The organism is Chitinophaga sp. (genome assembly GCF_019236475.1).
GTDB lineage: Bacteria > Bacteroidota > Bacteroidia > Chitinophagales > Chitinophagaceae > Chitinophaga.
The window spans coordinates 189,655-204,551 of the sequence record NZ_JAFAIX010000007.1 but is presented as its reverse complement, the minus strand read 5'-3'; the positions used below and the strand labels follow the sequence as shown (position 1 = coordinate 204,551).

General features: G+C 41.6%; 14 protein-coding genes and 2 tRNA genes. 13 read left to right on the top strand and 3 right to left on the bottom strand.

The features are described from left to right. Positions 1 to 121: 121 nt before the first annotated feature. Genes JO154_RS11120 through JO154_RS11110 form a run of 3 tightly spaced genes read left to right on the top strand, consistent with a single transcriptional unit; the run spans position 122 to position 1,987 of the window. Positions 122 to 466, top strand: coding sequence for a hypothetical protein (locus tag JO154_RS11120; RefSeq protein WP_291945229.1), 345 nt, complete (start codon positions 122 to 124; stop codon positions 464 to 466). Then, positions 450 to 836: a hypothetical protein gene (locus JO154_RS11115; protein WP_291945226.1), complete on the top strand. Its 387-nt coding sequence runs from the start codon at positions 450 to 452 to the stop codon at positions 834 to 836. The genes JO154_RS11120 and JO154_RS11115 overlap by 17 nt, the downstream gene beginning before the upstream one ends. Positions 837 to 853: 17 nt before the next feature. Then, entirely contained in the window at positions 854 to 1,987 is a 1,134-nt protein-coding gene (locus tag JO154_RS11110) for a glutathionylspermidine synthase family protein (RefSeq protein ID WP_291945223.1), read from the top strand. A gap of 283 nt (positions 1,988 to 2,270) precedes the next feature. On the opposite strand, the gene JO154_RS11105 is transcribed toward JO154_RS11110, so the two are convergent. Further along, positions 2,271 to 2,343, bottom strand: a tRNA-Lys gene (locus JO154_RS11105). A 274-nt stretch (positions 2,344 to 2,617) separates the two neighbouring features. Between JO154_RS11105 and JO154_RS11100 the strand changes: the two genes are divergently transcribed. From JO154_RS11100 to JO154_RS11075, 6 genes are all read left to right on the top strand, one after another. Continuing rightward, positions 2,618 to 3,145, top strand: a complete 528-nt coding sequence (locus JO154_RS11100; RefSeq protein WP_291945219.1) for a hypothetical protein — start codon at positions 2,618 to 2,620, stop codon at positions 3,143 to 3,145. A gap of 216 nt (positions 3,146 to 3,361) precedes the next feature. Next, positions 3,362 to 3,487: a hypothetical protein gene (locus JO154_RS11095; RefSeq protein ID WP_291945216.1), complete on the top strand. Its 126-nt coding sequence runs from the start codon at positions 3,362 to 3,364 to the stop codon at positions 3,485 to 3,487. Positions 3,488 to 3,496: 9 nt separating this feature from the next. Continuing rightward, on the top strand, positions 3,497 to 3,949 hold the full coding sequence (locus JO154_RS11090) for a hypothetical protein (RefSeq protein WP_291945213.1): 453 nt from the start codon (positions 3,497 to 3,499) through the stop codon (positions 3,947 to 3,949). A 6-nt stretch (positions 3,950 to 3,955) separates the two neighbouring features. Beyond that, positions 3,956 to 5,635 (top strand): cbb3-type cytochrome c oxidase subunit I, encoded by a 1,680-nt coding sequence (locus JO154_RS11085; RefSeq protein WP_291945210.1) that lies wholly within the window; start codon positions 3,956 to 3,958, stop codon positions 5,633 to 5,635. An 8-nt stretch (positions 5,636 to 5,643) separates the two neighbouring features. After that, positions 5,644 to 6,294: an SCO family protein gene (locus tag JO154_RS11080; protein WP_291945208.1), complete on the top strand. Its 651-nt coding sequence runs from the start codon at positions 5,644 to 5,646 to the stop codon at positions 6,292 to 6,294. Beyond that, a complete protein-coding gene (locus JO154_RS11075) occupies positions 6,284 to 6,820 on the top strand; it encodes a cytochrome c (RefSeq protein WP_291945204.1) in 537 nt (178 codons plus the stop codon). Before JO154_RS11080 ends, JO154_RS11075 begins: the two co-directional genes overlap by 11 nt. Positions 6,821 to 6,857: 37 nt before the next feature. On the opposite strand, the gene JO154_RS11070 is transcribed toward JO154_RS11075, so the two are convergent. Further along, complete coding sequence (locus JO154_RS11070) at positions 6,858 to 9,155, bottom strand: family 20 glycosylhydrolase (protein WP_291945200.1); 2,298 nt, start codon at positions 9,153 to 9,155, stop codon at positions 6,858 to 6,860. Between the two features lie 144 nt (positions 9,156 to 9,299). Between JO154_RS11070 and JO154_RS11065 the strand changes: the two genes are divergently transcribed. Together JO154_RS11065 and JO154_RS11060 are read left to right on the top strand one after the other, a co-directional pair. After that, positions 9,300 to 10,109, top strand: coding sequence for an MBL fold metallo-hydrolase (locus JO154_RS11065; RefSeq protein ID WP_291945197.1), 810 nt, complete (start codon positions 9,300 to 9,302; stop codon positions 10,107 to 10,109). A gap of 55 nt (positions 10,110 to 10,164) precedes the next feature. Continuing rightward, positions 10,165 to 10,237: transfer RNA gene (locus tag JO154_RS11060), tRNA-Lys, on the top strand. Between the two features lie 182 nt (positions 10,238 to 10,419). Here the strand turns inward: JO154_RS11060 and JO154_RS11055 are convergent. Then, positions 10,420 to 12,408: an AAA family ATPase gene (locus JO154_RS11055; protein ID WP_291945194.1), complete on the bottom strand. Its 1,989-nt coding sequence runs from the start codon at positions 12,406 to 12,408 to the stop codon at positions 10,420 to 10,422. Between the two features lie 770 nt (positions 12,409 to 13,178). Between JO154_RS11055 and JO154_RS11050 the strand changes: the two genes are divergently transcribed. Next, the gene (locus JO154_RS11050) at positions 13,179 to 14,042 is read left to right on the top strand and encodes an AraC family transcriptional regulator (RefSeq protein ID WP_291945192.1); all 864 of its coding nucleotides are present in this window, start codon (positions 13,179 to 13,181) and stop codon (positions 14,040 to 14,042) included. Positions 14,043 to 14,118: 76 nt separating this feature from the next. Next, positions 14,119 to 14,856, top strand: coding sequence for an SDR family oxidoreductase (locus tag JO154_RS11045; protein ID WP_291945189.1), 738 nt, complete (start codon positions 14,119 to 14,121; stop codon positions 14,854 to 14,856). The last annotated feature ends 41 nt before the right edge of the window (positions 14,857 to 14,897 follow it).

The window sequence follows — 14,897 nt, the reverse complement described above, 5'->3', positions numbered from 1 at the left end:
TTTTCACAGTTATGCACGCTTGTATTATACGCATCATCCTTGGGGTCATCCTCTTATATTTTAATATTTTATATAAATAACATATTCCCTTATTAACTTCGCCCGATAATTTATACCCGCCATGAATAAAAAACTATACCTGTCAGGCGCCATCATCTGCTGTATGGTGGCACTGGGAAGCTGTAGCGATGAACCTAGTCAACCCAATAATGAAGACATCACCGATGCCATCGACAAAACAGGTTCAATTGAAACAGTACTCAGTACCAATCACATCAACAAGACTCATGATGAAGTGGTGACTACCCATAAAATCTGGACCAACTCAAACCTGTACAAAACAGTAGTGCACCGCGATACAATTCCTTCCCTGGGGCAAACCACAGAGCAGGGCGAAAACGAGAACGGAGATACTACATCTATTAAACTTCAGAAGGATTACGAGATTTATGTCACCGTTCAATAAGAAGCTTAAAAAATCAGCACACATACAACTGGTGCTGATTACCGCAGTACTAGCCAGTTGTCATAAACCTACCCCCCATCATCAGCGCAGGGTATTCATGCGCAGCGATACCACTGCTCCCTACAACGGTGTAAGAAGTTATTATGGGGATGACAATGGATATAATTCCAATTACAACGGATATCACAGCCATTCGCATCTCTGGTACTATGCCTTCAGGCCTTATGGCCATTATTACAATGGTAGTTATAGGCGTGCTGGTTACTATTCTGGCGGCCTCAGTGAGCATGCCAATACCGGTAGCAATGGTTTCAAGGGAAGTATTAGCCGTGGCGGATTTGGCTCACATGGTTTCAGTGTTTCTTCCTGATTTCAATTAATTTTCAGATGCAGCGAATTACTACTTCCCCCCGCAACAACTGGCAGAGCGCCGTTGAGAAGCTGGGGTTTGGATTTCATACAACAGATATCCCCTACTGGGATGAAAGTGCTTATTACACCTTTACACTCAGCGAAATAAATAACATTGAAAGCGCCACACAGGAGCTGTGGGATATGTGTCTGGGTGCGGTGCAATATGTGATGGACAACAACCTGTATCATCGCTTTGCGATTCCTGACTGGGCTATCCCTTATATAGAAAAAACCTGGCAGGAAGATCATCCTGCTATCTACGGCCGGTTTGATTTCTGCTATAAGAATGGTCAACTTAAACTGCTTGAATTCAATGCAGACACCCCTACTTCCCTCTATGAAGCAGGCATCGTACAATGGTTCTGGCTACAGGATTTTGATAAATCAAAAGACCAGTTCAACTCCGTTCATGAAAAGCTGATTGATGGCTGGAAAATGCTGGCACCTTACCTGCGTCCCGGCAAACTACATTTCAGTTGTCTGAAGCAAACCCTCGAAGATCTTACCAATACCGAGTACCTGCGCGACTGTGCTATGCAGGCAGGTCTGGATACCAAGCTTGTATTTATAGACGATCTGGGCTGGGATAATAGCACGAAAACATTTATGGATATGGAGAATGAGTCTATCAAGAACATCTTCAAGTTATATCCTTGGGAGTGGTTGTTGAGAGAAGATTTCGGAAGAAATATACTAGAAGATACCAACCGGGCTTTCTGGATTGAGCCTGCCTGGAAAATGATACTCTCCAACAAGGCACTACTGCCTATCCTGTGGGAGATGTACCCGAATCATCCCAATCTGCTGCCAGCATGGTTCGACTCACACGGCATGAACCGCTTCGTGAAAAAACCTATTCTCTCCAGAGAAGGAGCCAATATAGAAATGATCGACAACGGACAGTTGTTGCAATTCTCCGACGGTAGCTACGGCCAGGAAGGATATGTATTCCAGGAACTGTTCGAGCTTCCGGCCTATGATGGCAAATATCCGGTGATAGGTAGCTGGGTGATAGCACAGCAGGCCGCAGGTATGGGCATCCGCGAAGCGGACTCGCTTATCACCGATAATAAAAGCCGCTTCGTGCCGCATATGATTGATGGATAATTAATATCAATCCTGGTCCCTGTACCAACTGCCCGGCCGGGGACCAGGAAAATAGGGTAAAGTAGCCGTCCTGTGCAGCATTCGACTTCCCGCATAACACATTATCATAATTTACATATGATATAGTTGAGCATTTCTTGGATAGTATCTCGATTGCTCTATTTTTACCATAGTAAACGCTCGTTAACCTGAATAAAGTACGGGAAAGAAATTGGGGTTATATAAAAGAAACTCGACTAAAAAAGAAAAACCCGCGCTGCGCGCAGGTTTTAGAAGTTGTTTGTGATCCCGCTGGGACTCGAACCCAGGGCCCATACATTAAAAGTGTATTGCTCTACCAACTGAGCTACGGAATCATATCACTGCTTTCACCGTGATACCCTTGTTTGTAACGGGAGTGCAAAGATAGAAAAATTTACATTCACACCAAATTTATTTCATTCATTTTGAATTATTTATCTCGATAGGAATAAAATCATATAACCCAAACTAGCCACCATAGCAGGTTTAAGAGATGAAATATTTTTTCAAATTCCGTAGATCCAATAGCCTACTACATTCGGAGCGACTCGCGTCTCCCTAAAATAATTTTAATATATTTAGCCATGCCTGTTTTAAACCAGCTATCCCATGATGAAAAATTCACTGCCTGTAATTGCCATGGTATCTGTTATTCTCTTCTCTTGCAGTCAGCCACAGACAAGGGTAGCACACGAATTATGGTATAAACAAACCAAAGAAGCCATTCTCCATCAATCGGCATTAGAACCCGATAGCGTATGGTATACTTTTAACCAGGATAGCTCCTACAAGACGATTTGGCAATATCATGAGCATCATCTTATCACTAAAAGAGGATTCAATAAATCCATATTCCGATATGAATCCAACTTTAGTAAAAACGGACTATTTGAACTACGCCGGGAGATGTGTGACAACGGAAAAATTGGATTTGAAGGCATTTTCTATAAAACCAAAGCATACGGCCTTAGTACCTGGTATGATTGCCAAGATCATCCTGTAAGCCAGGGAGTAAGGTTTAACGGCGAAAAAATTGGTAACTGGAAATCTTGGAAATCCCCGAAAGAAGCCCCTACTGAAGAAGAACATGGAAATCAACTCCCACTCGACAGCTTCCCTGTCCTGAAAGGTTATTAAAATAAAAACGCAGACCCGGTAATCGCCTTGGAGGCCCTGAGAAGCCTTGTCAGTACGAAAATGGATCTGCGCGTATCTTCAATATCTCAAATAATTCAAATACGAAGGGAGCGCAAAAATACATATTTACCCCAAATTCTCACAATTATTTCCAAACAATTGCTTGGCTGAGATTGTAAATATTCGGTAACCATTCCTAACACAAAAATCCGGATTATGCAATCCCCTGAAAACTCCGAAAAATTCGTTCCGAAAGGAGCTATCGCCTTTTTCATATTCCTTATTGTATTGGGAATTGTGCTATGGTTCAGTACCTATTTCATCATGCTCTCCAGGATATAACCATCGCTTATGATAGATACGTTCGAAAGAAAAATTATCATTACAGCCATATTGGTAATGGGCGTGTTCGTATTCGCGCTCTTCTATGCAGTGGGTGCACATAAGGCAGATGTAACAGAATGTCTGCCCTACAATAAAACATATGAGACCGCCCGGGTGGAACAACTAGACAAAACCACCTACCAGATCTTCTATGTGGCCAGGATGTGGAGCTTCGAACCATCCGTTGCCTATATTCCCGTTGGTAGCGAGGTAGACCTCTTCCTTACCTCTCATGATGTGGTACATGGATTTAACATCTATGACAAAAATGTGAACATGATGGCTGTGCCGGGAGGCGTTTCCAAAACCACCATCCACTTTGATCATCCAGGCGTTTATAAAATCGTTTGCCATGAATTCTGTGGCACCGGCCACCAGAATATGCAGGCTGAAATTATCGTAAACTATCCGAAAAAATAATCTACTATGCAGGTTAGCAGGTTCCTTCGTAATACGATCCTCATTGAACTGTTCGTCCCGATATTGCTGCTCACCATCGGTATCTATCACGGACTGATGCAGGTAATTTACCGTTCCGGTGTGATCCACAAAGCCGCCGTGGCCAAACTGGACTACTACCAGGGCCTCACCCTTCACGGCGTCATCAATGCCATTGTGCTCACTACCTTTTTCGCAGTAGCCTTCGGACATGCTACCGTGGCCTTCTACCTGAAAAAGGAACCTAATCGCAAAGCCACCGCCCTCTCTATGTGGCTGATGCTGATAGGCACGGTGATGGCTGCTGCTGCTATCCTTTCCGGAAAAGCTTCTGTGCTGTATACTTTCTATCCTCCCCTGAAAGCGCATCCTGCCTTTTATATCGGCACTGCCATGTTATTAGTGGGCTCCTGGGTGGCCTTCTTCGACTGGGTGGTCATTTATGTCCAATGGAAAAAGGACAACAAAACCAACAGCACTCCCCTAGCCATCATCGGCACCCTCGTCAATTTTACTATCTGGTTCGTATGTACGTTGGCGGTAGCCTATGAAGTGTTGATTTTACTTGTACCCTGGAGTATGGGTTGGACAGTAGGTGTTAATGTTCCATTGGCCCGTACCCTCTTCTGGTTTTTTGGGCATGCATTGGTTTATTTCTGGTTGCTGCCTTCCTATATTATGTTTTATACGATGTTACCCAAACTGGCGGGCGGGAAACTCTATTCCGCCACTGCCGGTAGAGTAGCCTTCTTTATCTTCCTGTTGTTGTCTATTCCCATCGGGGTACATCACCAGTTCGGAGACCCGTCTATTGGCAGAGGCATCAAGCTAACACAGGCTATCTTGACCTTCGGAGTGGCCTTGCCTAGCTTTATTACGGCCTTTACCATTGCTGCGTCGTTGGAATATGCGGCCAGACAACGTGGCGCCAAAGGATTATATAGTTGGATATGGAAGCTCCCCTTCTTTCGCAAGGATGTATTTCTATTTGGTTATTTGATCAATGGACTTATCCTGTTTATTTTCGGCGGACTCACAGGCCTCATCAATGCCTCTTATTCCTTGAATAACGTGGTGCACAATACGTCGTTTATTCCTGGGCATTTTCACTTAACTGTGGCCGGACCCGTATTCCTGGCCATTCTGGGTATGTCCATCTTTATGGTTTCGCAGTTGACAGGAAAAAAGATCTTCCTGCCTACTATCAATACGATTGTACCTTATCTGTGGACAGTTGGAGTACTCATATTCTCTGTTGGACTCATGTGGGGCGGCCTGATGGGCGAACCCAGGAGAACCAATATGGGGCTGACTTACTTAAACCCCGCCAGTGAACAGTTCCATCCCTATTGGGTTATATCCAGTATGTTGGGGCTCGCAGGCGGCGGTATTATGTTTGTGGCCGGTCTGCTCTACTTCATTGTATTTTTCGGGACATTCTTCAGTAAACGTACCGCCGCACCCGTGATCGATTTTCCGGTGAGTGAAACGCTACATGAGGAAAAACGCATCCCGATATTTGATACTTTCAAGCCATGGCTAGCCATGATGGGAATCATCTTATTCCTAACATATCTGCCGGCCATCTCGGATGCCTTGAACAATACTGGAAAGAAAGCGCCCCCCTATTTGCCTACTGATCCTACACCAGTAACTACCAAAAAATGATTGCGATCATGAAAATAGAACGGTCATACCTGTTGCATTCTTGGAAATTCTTCCTGGCATTACTGATCGGCCTTCCGCTGATCATTTTCAGCATTGTACATGTGCTGGAAAACAGGTTTGGCAAACCTCCCATTTATGCCAGCGGCACTACAGTTGGCAAGGATCATACTACCAGTGGTCAATTACCCACCTTTGTGTTTACGGATCAATTGGGGCGTACCGTTACCAATTCGGTGATGAACAACCATATCGTGGTAGCCAATTACTTCTTTACTTCTTGTCCACTCATTTGTCCGAAGATGATGGCACAGTTGGAACGTGTACAAGATGCCAATGAAGGCGTCATTATACTTTCTTTTACTGTAGACCCAGCACGAGATACCCCAGCAAAACTGATGTATTATGGTACCCAATATGATGTTCATCCCAATACCTGGAGATTATTGACCGGCGAGAAAAAGGCATTGTATTATTTCGCGAGAAAAGGATTATTCATCACAGCAACAGAAGGTGATGGTGGGGAGACTGATTTTATTCATAGCGACCGGCTAGTGTTGTTAGATACCCACCAGCGGATTCGAGGTTATTATAATGGTACTTCGCCGGAGGAAGTAGATGACTTGCTGACTGACATAAAAAAACTGCAAAATGAATTATAATCGTTTATTCATTACTGTTAGTTGGATGCTGCTCTCATCAAGCGCATTATTGGCTGCAGACCCGAAAGAAGGTCAAGTGCTGTTCCAAGGCCGTTGCGCATCCTGTCATAGCGTTACCAAGAAAATTACGGGTCCTGCCCTGATGGGTGTGGAAGACAGGCATCCGGAAGGCTGGATTATCAGTTTTGTAAAGGGTTCCCAAGCGATGATTAAATCTGGCGACAAAGCCGCATTGGAGGTTTTTAATCAGAATAATCAGATTGTGATGCCCGATCATCCAGATTTGAATGAGGAGCAGATCCGGGACATTCTCGCCTATGTGAAAGTGGAATCGGCCAATGCACCCAAGGAAGATAATGCCCCCTTTTCCAGGCCTGGGGAGAAACAGCCCAATCTCATGCCCTTGACGATTTATAACTTTCCTTTTATGATCGCATATGTTATGCTGATCATCATTATGATTATACTATTGGTCTTTCTTGTCAATATCAAAAGTTATGAAAGGCATATCCATAAAGAAGATTAAAGCACAAGGCCCGGCAATGTGCCGGGCCTTGTTGTTATTATTTTCTTTTTAGCCAGTTGTCGGGTACCGGCATTATTTTACTGCCATTTAGGCTATATTCTAATTTAAGCGTATATCCGCCGCCGCCTTCCACGAAGGACACCAGCAGAGGATGTAATCCTTTCTGAAGGGCAATTTGACCGCTTTTCTGCACAGGTGCATGCCAGCCATCATTATTCACCACTTCGGATCCACCGATATAGAGTATACCGCCATCATCGCAGGTCAAGTAGAAACTATAGATACCCGTTTCCGGTACATCAATGAAGCCATGGAGTTTGGAGCCGAAAGGCTTTCCTTCCTTACCAAGTCCGGCTGGAATCACCACATTATTAACCAGCATGGAGCTATCTACATCCGCTTTGATTTTAGTCACGCTCTTGAAAGAACCTTTGAAGAAATCCAGGTTCAGTCCAGACTGGCCTGCATTTTCAGTAACTGGCGCCAAGTAGTTTACCTGACGGAAACGTAGGTTATAGATATCTCCGCGGTTGCCAAAACGGGAGAAAGCCGCCATTTTGATGGACTCAGATTTGGTGATAGCCAGTGGCTGCGGCAATTCCGGAGAGTTGCCTGTAGGGATACTTCCATCTGTTGTATAGCGAATGGTAAGATCCTTCAGGGGCTTTTTCACCACCAGCTCACCTTTATCGATGAACACATTATCTTCTGTAAAGCCGTCTAGATCTGGTAGGCGATAATGCACGCCCATATCATCCAGTAGTGTATAGTGAGACACGAGTCTCTCCATATAATTTTCGTACCGCTGCTGATGGGTCCAGAGCACCTCTGCCAGGGCAGTCATACGAGGCATTACCATGTAATCTGCTCTTTTTTCAGACGGAATCCATTCTGTCCAAACATTTGCCTGAGCGCCCAGGATATACTTGGCTTCTTCTGCGTTCAACAGTTTCGGTACTGGTTCAAAATGGTAAACGTTGGAGATAGAATTTCTGTCGGGCACCCCATCGAAGTAGAGAGGATTTCCTGGCGTCATGATTACTTTGTTGCCATGTTTGGCAGCTTCCACAGGGGCTTTTGGCACCCAGGAGCGCCAGTACATTAGCACTGCGGTAGGACTGATACCTCCTTCCAAGATTTCATCCCAGCCGATTAGTTTCTTGCCTTTGGAGTTAAAAAATTTCTCCATACGTCTTACGAAATAGCTTTGCAGCTCTTCCACGGACTTCAGGTTGTTCGCTTTCATCACCTCCGCGCATGCTGGAGATTTGGCCCAACTGGATTTCTCCACCTCATCAGCGCCCAGGTGAATGTACTGAGAAGGAAAGAGTGCGGCTATCTCGCTAAACACATCTTCCGCAAATTTGAACGTCTTTTCGTTGCAAGGACAAACAGGCGTACTGAAAGTTACTCCCCAGCCGTTTTCCTCACTGCAAGTCAGGAAAGGATAAGCTTTGATGGCTGCCATCATATGGCCAGGCATATCAATTTCAGGAATAATTTCAATATGACGGGCGGCTGCGTAGGCAATGATATCCTTCATCTGCACCTGCGTATAGAAGCCACCATACATGGTTTTACCGTTACGTACCACAATATGTTGGGTATCGAGTGCCATGTCTGGGTTTTCTTTCGACTTGTTGATGCAGACAGAGTCTTGGTTATTGAAAGTTCTCCAGGCGCCTTGTGAAGTCAGCAGTGGATACTTTTTGATTTCGATTCTCCATCCTTGGTCATCGGTGAGATGCAGGTGGAGTTTATTCATTTTATAGAGAGCCAGGAGGTCGATGTACTTCTTCAGGTAGCTCACGGAGAAGAAGTGTCGGGCTACATCTAAGTGCATACCGCGCCAATCCCAGGTAGGATGGTCTTTGATATCAGCGGCAGGGAGGTAGAAAGATTTCATACGATTATCTTTCACCAGTTCTGCATTTACAGGGAAGAGTTGGTGCATAGATGAGATACCTCTGAAAATACCGGTACCAGTGCGGGCAGAGAGGATTACGCGTTCTGGAGTGATCTGCAGGTGATACTCCTCTTCCCCTTTGATGGTATTGTCTTGCATCAGTACAATGCTGCTTGCTCCTGGTTTTGCGGCTACTGGCAAGGGACCACCGAGATAGACCGTCATCATTTGTTGGAGCTGTTTGAGCTCATTGGCAAAGACTTTCGGAGCAACGATGTTTGTGTGTCTACCGATAATAAATTCTCCTTTCGCAGTCGTGATTTCCTGCGGGTAAGGTATCAGTGGATACCGTCCGGGATCGGCGTCCTGGGCGGATGCGGAGCTGTACAGGATTGCGGCGAGTACAGTCAACTTCAGTGGTTTCAGCATATTCAATCGTTAAGCAAGTTTCCAAACCGGCAAATTATGATAAAAGGATTTAGCAAACTGGTGAGATATTACTAAATCCTGCATCTATCTTGACTTTACGAATATATTTCAGGATTTGTAAAAAATCAGGTTTATTTGCAAATCATGTCACTTTATATCACCTCTCTTAATTCTGGCAGCAACGGCAATTGTTATTACATAGGCAATGAAACGGAAGCGATTCTGATAGATGCGGGTATATCTTGTCGTGAAACGGAGAAGCGAATGGCCAGGCTGGGATTGAGTATGGGTCGGGTTAAAGCGATATTTGTTTCGCACGAGCACACCGATCACATTAAAGGAATTCCTGTTATTAGTCGTAAGCATCAGTTGCCGATATATATTACGCCAGACACGATGGTATCTGGCAGGTTGGATATACAAGAATCGTTGATACGTCGGTTTATTTCTTATGAGCCGGTAGTGATAGGTGGATTGCGTGTTACTGCTTTTCCCAAATTGCATGATGCCGTGGAGCCGCATAGTTTTATGGTAAGTTCTGATGAAGTGAACATTGGCATATTTACCGATATAGGAGCCCCTTGCGAGCAATTGATACATCATTTCAAACAATGCCATGCAGCGTTTCTGGAAGCGAATTATGATGAGACGATGTTAGAAACGGGGCGTTATCCTTACTTCTTGAAGAATAGGATTCGCGGAGGGCATGGCCATCTCTCTAATACACAGGCATTGGAAATATTCCGGGAGCATCGTCCTGCGTACATGACACATCTGCTACTCTCCCATCTTTCCAGGGATAACAATAATCCGGAACTGGTACACCAATTGTTTACGCAGGAGGGCACCGCTACCGAAATCGTAGTAGCTTCCCGCGACCAAGAAACAAGCGTATTCAAGATTTCCGCTAATAACGTTCAGTCGTTTCCGTTAGGATCTCAAAAGAAATTATAAAAAAAATTTGGGAGATATAAATTATTTCCTACTTTTGCGCTCCCTTCACGGGAATGATTCCGTAGCTCAGTTGGTAGAGCAATACACTTTTAATGTATGGGCCCTGGGTTCGAGTCCCAGCGGGATCACAACATAACAATCAAAGGATATTAAAGCCGCTTGAATCGTAGGATTTAAGCGGCTTTTGTGTTTTTACCAATAAAAGGTAAATCATACAAAACGAATCTGAAAGGATACAAAAAAGGATACACAAAACAGTTTTACTTTTAGTGTATCCTTTTTGAGGGCAAATATTTATCAGTAACGATTTTTAGGATTTCTTCCTCCCATACGTAAAGAATGTTCGTATGTCATTGATCCAGGAGGGAATTGAATCCTTACTATGAGCCTTCTTTATCTCTTCAGGTGTATTGTGAGGTAAAGCGAGATATTCAAGGTATTTTTTCGCAAACTCCCATTTATTATTGCCTTTATTAAAGAAGTTGTCCAATTCTACCTTCTCTGTTGGTCTCATATCTAGATAGAAATATGAATTAAGTTCATATTCCTCTTTTAGGTTGTCTGCAACAAATGAGAGTTCGGTGTTTGAGGCTTTAAAATAAAGAAGAGTCTCGTGAAAAAGTCGACCATTTAAGCAATCTTCGATTTCGGTTGGCGGACTTGCAATTACTGAATCGATTTTTTCTAGAACGGTTTTTTTGTTATTCTCATCATTCATAATTCTCTTGCAAAGAAGATTATTTTGATCCTGAGTAGTATATTTTACCAATTGTTTGTCGGTGTCGGATATCATGTAGATTTTACCCTTTACATCATCCTTGAAATCATCATATGCAGTTGATAAGTAATTGTAGATCCTTTTTATTTCCGCTGCTCCTCCAACTGGAATAATACGTAAGTTTTTCTCTTTAACAAGATCATTTAAATAGTAATCTAAATATAACTTCTCTGATGACCCTTCACAAATTATCCAATTGAAAGGATGTTCCGATATGAGGCTGGATATTATTGATTGACTAAAGTCATTTATACTCTTTAGTCTTATGTCATACGGCAGCTTACCTTTACTACTTACCTTTTGTTGTTTTATTTCCTCGCGATAATTATTTAAACTCACTATATCTATAATATGAACTCCCTCCTTGCGGTTTATGACAGATACAAACCCATTGTCAATTGTGGGAAAGAATCCATACCAATGAGTCGAAAATAATAGTTGTTGACAAGACACACTTATTGCAAAAAGGCGAAGAAATTGTTCAAAACATGATGATATATGTAGTGAACTTTCGGGTTCATCGATTGCTATAATTAAATTATCGGAACTTCCTCTGTGATTTGTCAATAAACTAAATGCTAAGTCAATAATTGCTTTTTGTTTTTCACCAGAACTTAAATCTTTAATTTCTATCCAGTGTCCACCTTCTTGCTTATGAAATTTTCGAGCTTCAAAGAAGTGCTCAATAATTAGAGAATTAAAATCTCCTTTTCTTAAACCGGACTGCCGGTCGGTGCGTTTCCTAAATGAATATCCCCGTAGATCTTTTGATAGATTATCCAGAAACTGTAGAAGACCTCTATTTATATTTCTTACGGTTTCTCCTGGCAAATTTTTCTCAATTACTTGGCTCAGTGTTTGGCCCATTAATACTTGAATCTCGTGTTTTTCGAGTTTCATAAAGGTGCTAGGGTCAATATCTTTAGGAATATAAAGGTATTCATAAAGAGAAATAATTACATTCAGCAGGTTATTAGCCCCAAGGTGTGATTTAAGGTCTTCTTGCTTTATTGACATATTTTCGTCGACCTTGTTGTCTATTCCTAGTGCAACAGCAATTTTATATCTATTGAAGATTGAAAAACTAAGGTCACCGTCTATATCTTTGCCAATCGGCAACAAATAATAATCTTTGGGGGTAATGCGCTTTAGGAGTGAATTTCGATGACGATTGAATGTTTCAAAATGGCCTTTGTTATTTGGGCTAACATCTTTTTCCTCAATGTTCCACATTACTTTGCTTATGGCCTCAGCAAGCATTGATTCTTTTGCAGGAATTTTTGACTTTTCAATTAAAAAAATCGGAACAATATAAGGTTTGGCCTGTTGGCCTTGTTTTCTACTTGCCAGATTCCAAATCCAAGGTTTATAGTTGAAGAAAGTATCAAGAGATTCAAGTATTGAGCTTTTTCCTATGCCATTAACACCTACAATGCCGCAGAATGTTTCTCCGGCAGACAAAGGGATATAATTTATATTCTGATATATTTTATAGTTTCTTAATAAGATTCCTATTATCATCTTTTTTTACTAATATATAGTATTTTAAATAATAATCTGTTTTTTCTTCGCTTAATGAAATATTCTTGGTAATGAAGTCCCACTTCTGCCTCAGTTAATCTTAAAGCAACCTGTCCTTCATTTTCATCGCTCCTGGCTTCATTAGTACTTCAGCCTTTGTGCTGATGTAGTTAGGCTTTCCGTTTATTTATAAAGGTTATAAGCTCTTAACAATACGGTACAAAATAAGCTAATCCAGAAGGATACAAATTCGGATACAGTAACTTTCAAATCCGTTAAAAGTGGCGCTAGTAGTGCCTTTGATATAGTCCCAGCGGGATCACAAACAACTTACAAAACCTGCGCTGGTCGCAGGTTTTACTTTTTTAGTCGAGTTCCTTTTATATAACCCCGATTTTTTCTCCATGATTTATACAAATTAAACCCTCGGTTGCAGTTAAAGGGACTTAAAGTGTTGAACTTCCCTTAGAAATCAGGCTACTGGGATAATGCAGTATACAGGCTTATAGAAATAGAGTTTTATTGGAATTCAATAACACATAAGGATAATAGTACTTATAAGCGACACCATGTTGATCCCCGTTCAGGCGAATGGTTTTCTTCCGAATTTGTCAGAACAGTTAAGATATTTATGTAATATTGTTGTAAGTTGTGTGCAATTTTAACTCCGACTACTCATTTGACCCATCTAAGTTAACATATTGACCAGTTTGCAAAAATATCCGAGGAGGAATGGAACTTTTTTGCATCGAAAAAATTAAGCAGACAATATGCAAGAGACAAACGAAAAATTTGAGAGCGCACCCAACGACAAGTTGAGTATAAAGGTTCTTTCAGACAATAATCCATATCCTTCTGCTGATATTCAACAAAAGATGCTACAACCTAGAAGGCTTTCTTCTTATTTTATCGTGTTGATTGACAGCGGCACTCTTACATACAATTTGGATTTACAAGACATCACGATCACTGACGGACATTTGCTTTTTGCAATGCCTAATCAAGTTTTTATTCCTCCACCTAAGACTGCTAATCTTAAATATTTCAAAGTACTTTTTGATGAAAACACATTAGCATTGCTACCACAACGATTTCCTTTTCTAGTTAATCCCTTAGGTTCACAGACTATAATTTTTGACAATACTACAAGGGAGAGAGTAAGAAAAGTTTTTGAAATTTTAAATCAGATATTTCATATAGACGAACATTCGACCGACACAGAAATTATACTATCTTACCTGAACTCACTATTAACAGAATTGAATAGTGCTTATTTCAAAAACACAGCACCACTAAATATTCTAAACACCAATCTATCAAAGTTTATTGAATTCAAATTAATGGTGGAAACCCATCTTACGGAGCAACCTTCTGTAAATACAATAGCCGAAAAATTGGCTTTAACCACCAACAGCTTATATCGGATTGTAAAAGAATATTCGGGCGTTTCGCCAAAAGATTTTTTTACTAATCGTTTAATGATTGAAGCACAGCGAAAATTACAATACTCCCCCCTTTCCGTAAAAGAATTAGCTTATGAACTGGGCTTTAATGACCCTGATTACTTTTCAAGATTTTTCAAAAAATGTACGGGAAAGAGCATAAGTGAGTTTTTAAAAGCTCAGCAAGATTAGTCAAGATAATAAATTGATTTGTCCATCTTCTCTGTTTTTCAGCTATCTACTTTTGCTTGATTAATTTAAAAAAAAAATGAAATCAGCATTAGTAACAGGAGCTAACAAAAGCATTGGCTTTGAAGTTGCACGCCAACTTGCTCAAAATGGGATTTATGTTTACCTCGGCAGTCGCAATTTAGAAAACGGTATAGCAGCCGTCAATAAATTATTGGCAGAGGGACTCAGCAATGTAGAGGCTATTCAGCTTGACATTACAGATGATGAATCTGTAAGAAATGCTTGTACAGAGATAAGCAAGAAAACAAAAACCTTGGACATACTTATCAATAACGCTGGCGTTTATGGTGGCTATCCACAAGCAGCACTTGATTCCACCATAGAGCAATTCAAAACAGCATACGATACAAATGTTTACGGGGTTGTAAGAGTGACACAGGCATTTATTGATTTATTGAAAAAATCTTCTGAACCCCGTATTGTAAATGTAAGTTCAAGTCAGGGTTCCATTACTTTACATAGCGACCCTTCATACAAGTATTACGACTACAAAGGAGCTGTCTATCTTTCTTCAAAAGCAGCAATGAATATGTACACCGTTGTTTTGGCATACGAGCTAAAGGATAGCAACTTCAAAATAAACGCTGTTTGCCCAGGATATACAAAGACGGATTTCAATGGTAATCGTGGGCCAGGAAGTGTTGAAGTTGCCGGAAAGCGAATTATAAAATATGCTTTGATTGACAAAGATGGACCGACCGGAAAATTCTTTAGTGAAGAAAACAATCCTGAAACAGGAGAAGTGCCTTGGTAATAAAGACCGAGGATCACAGCAACCCGTCTCTATGTAGCGAC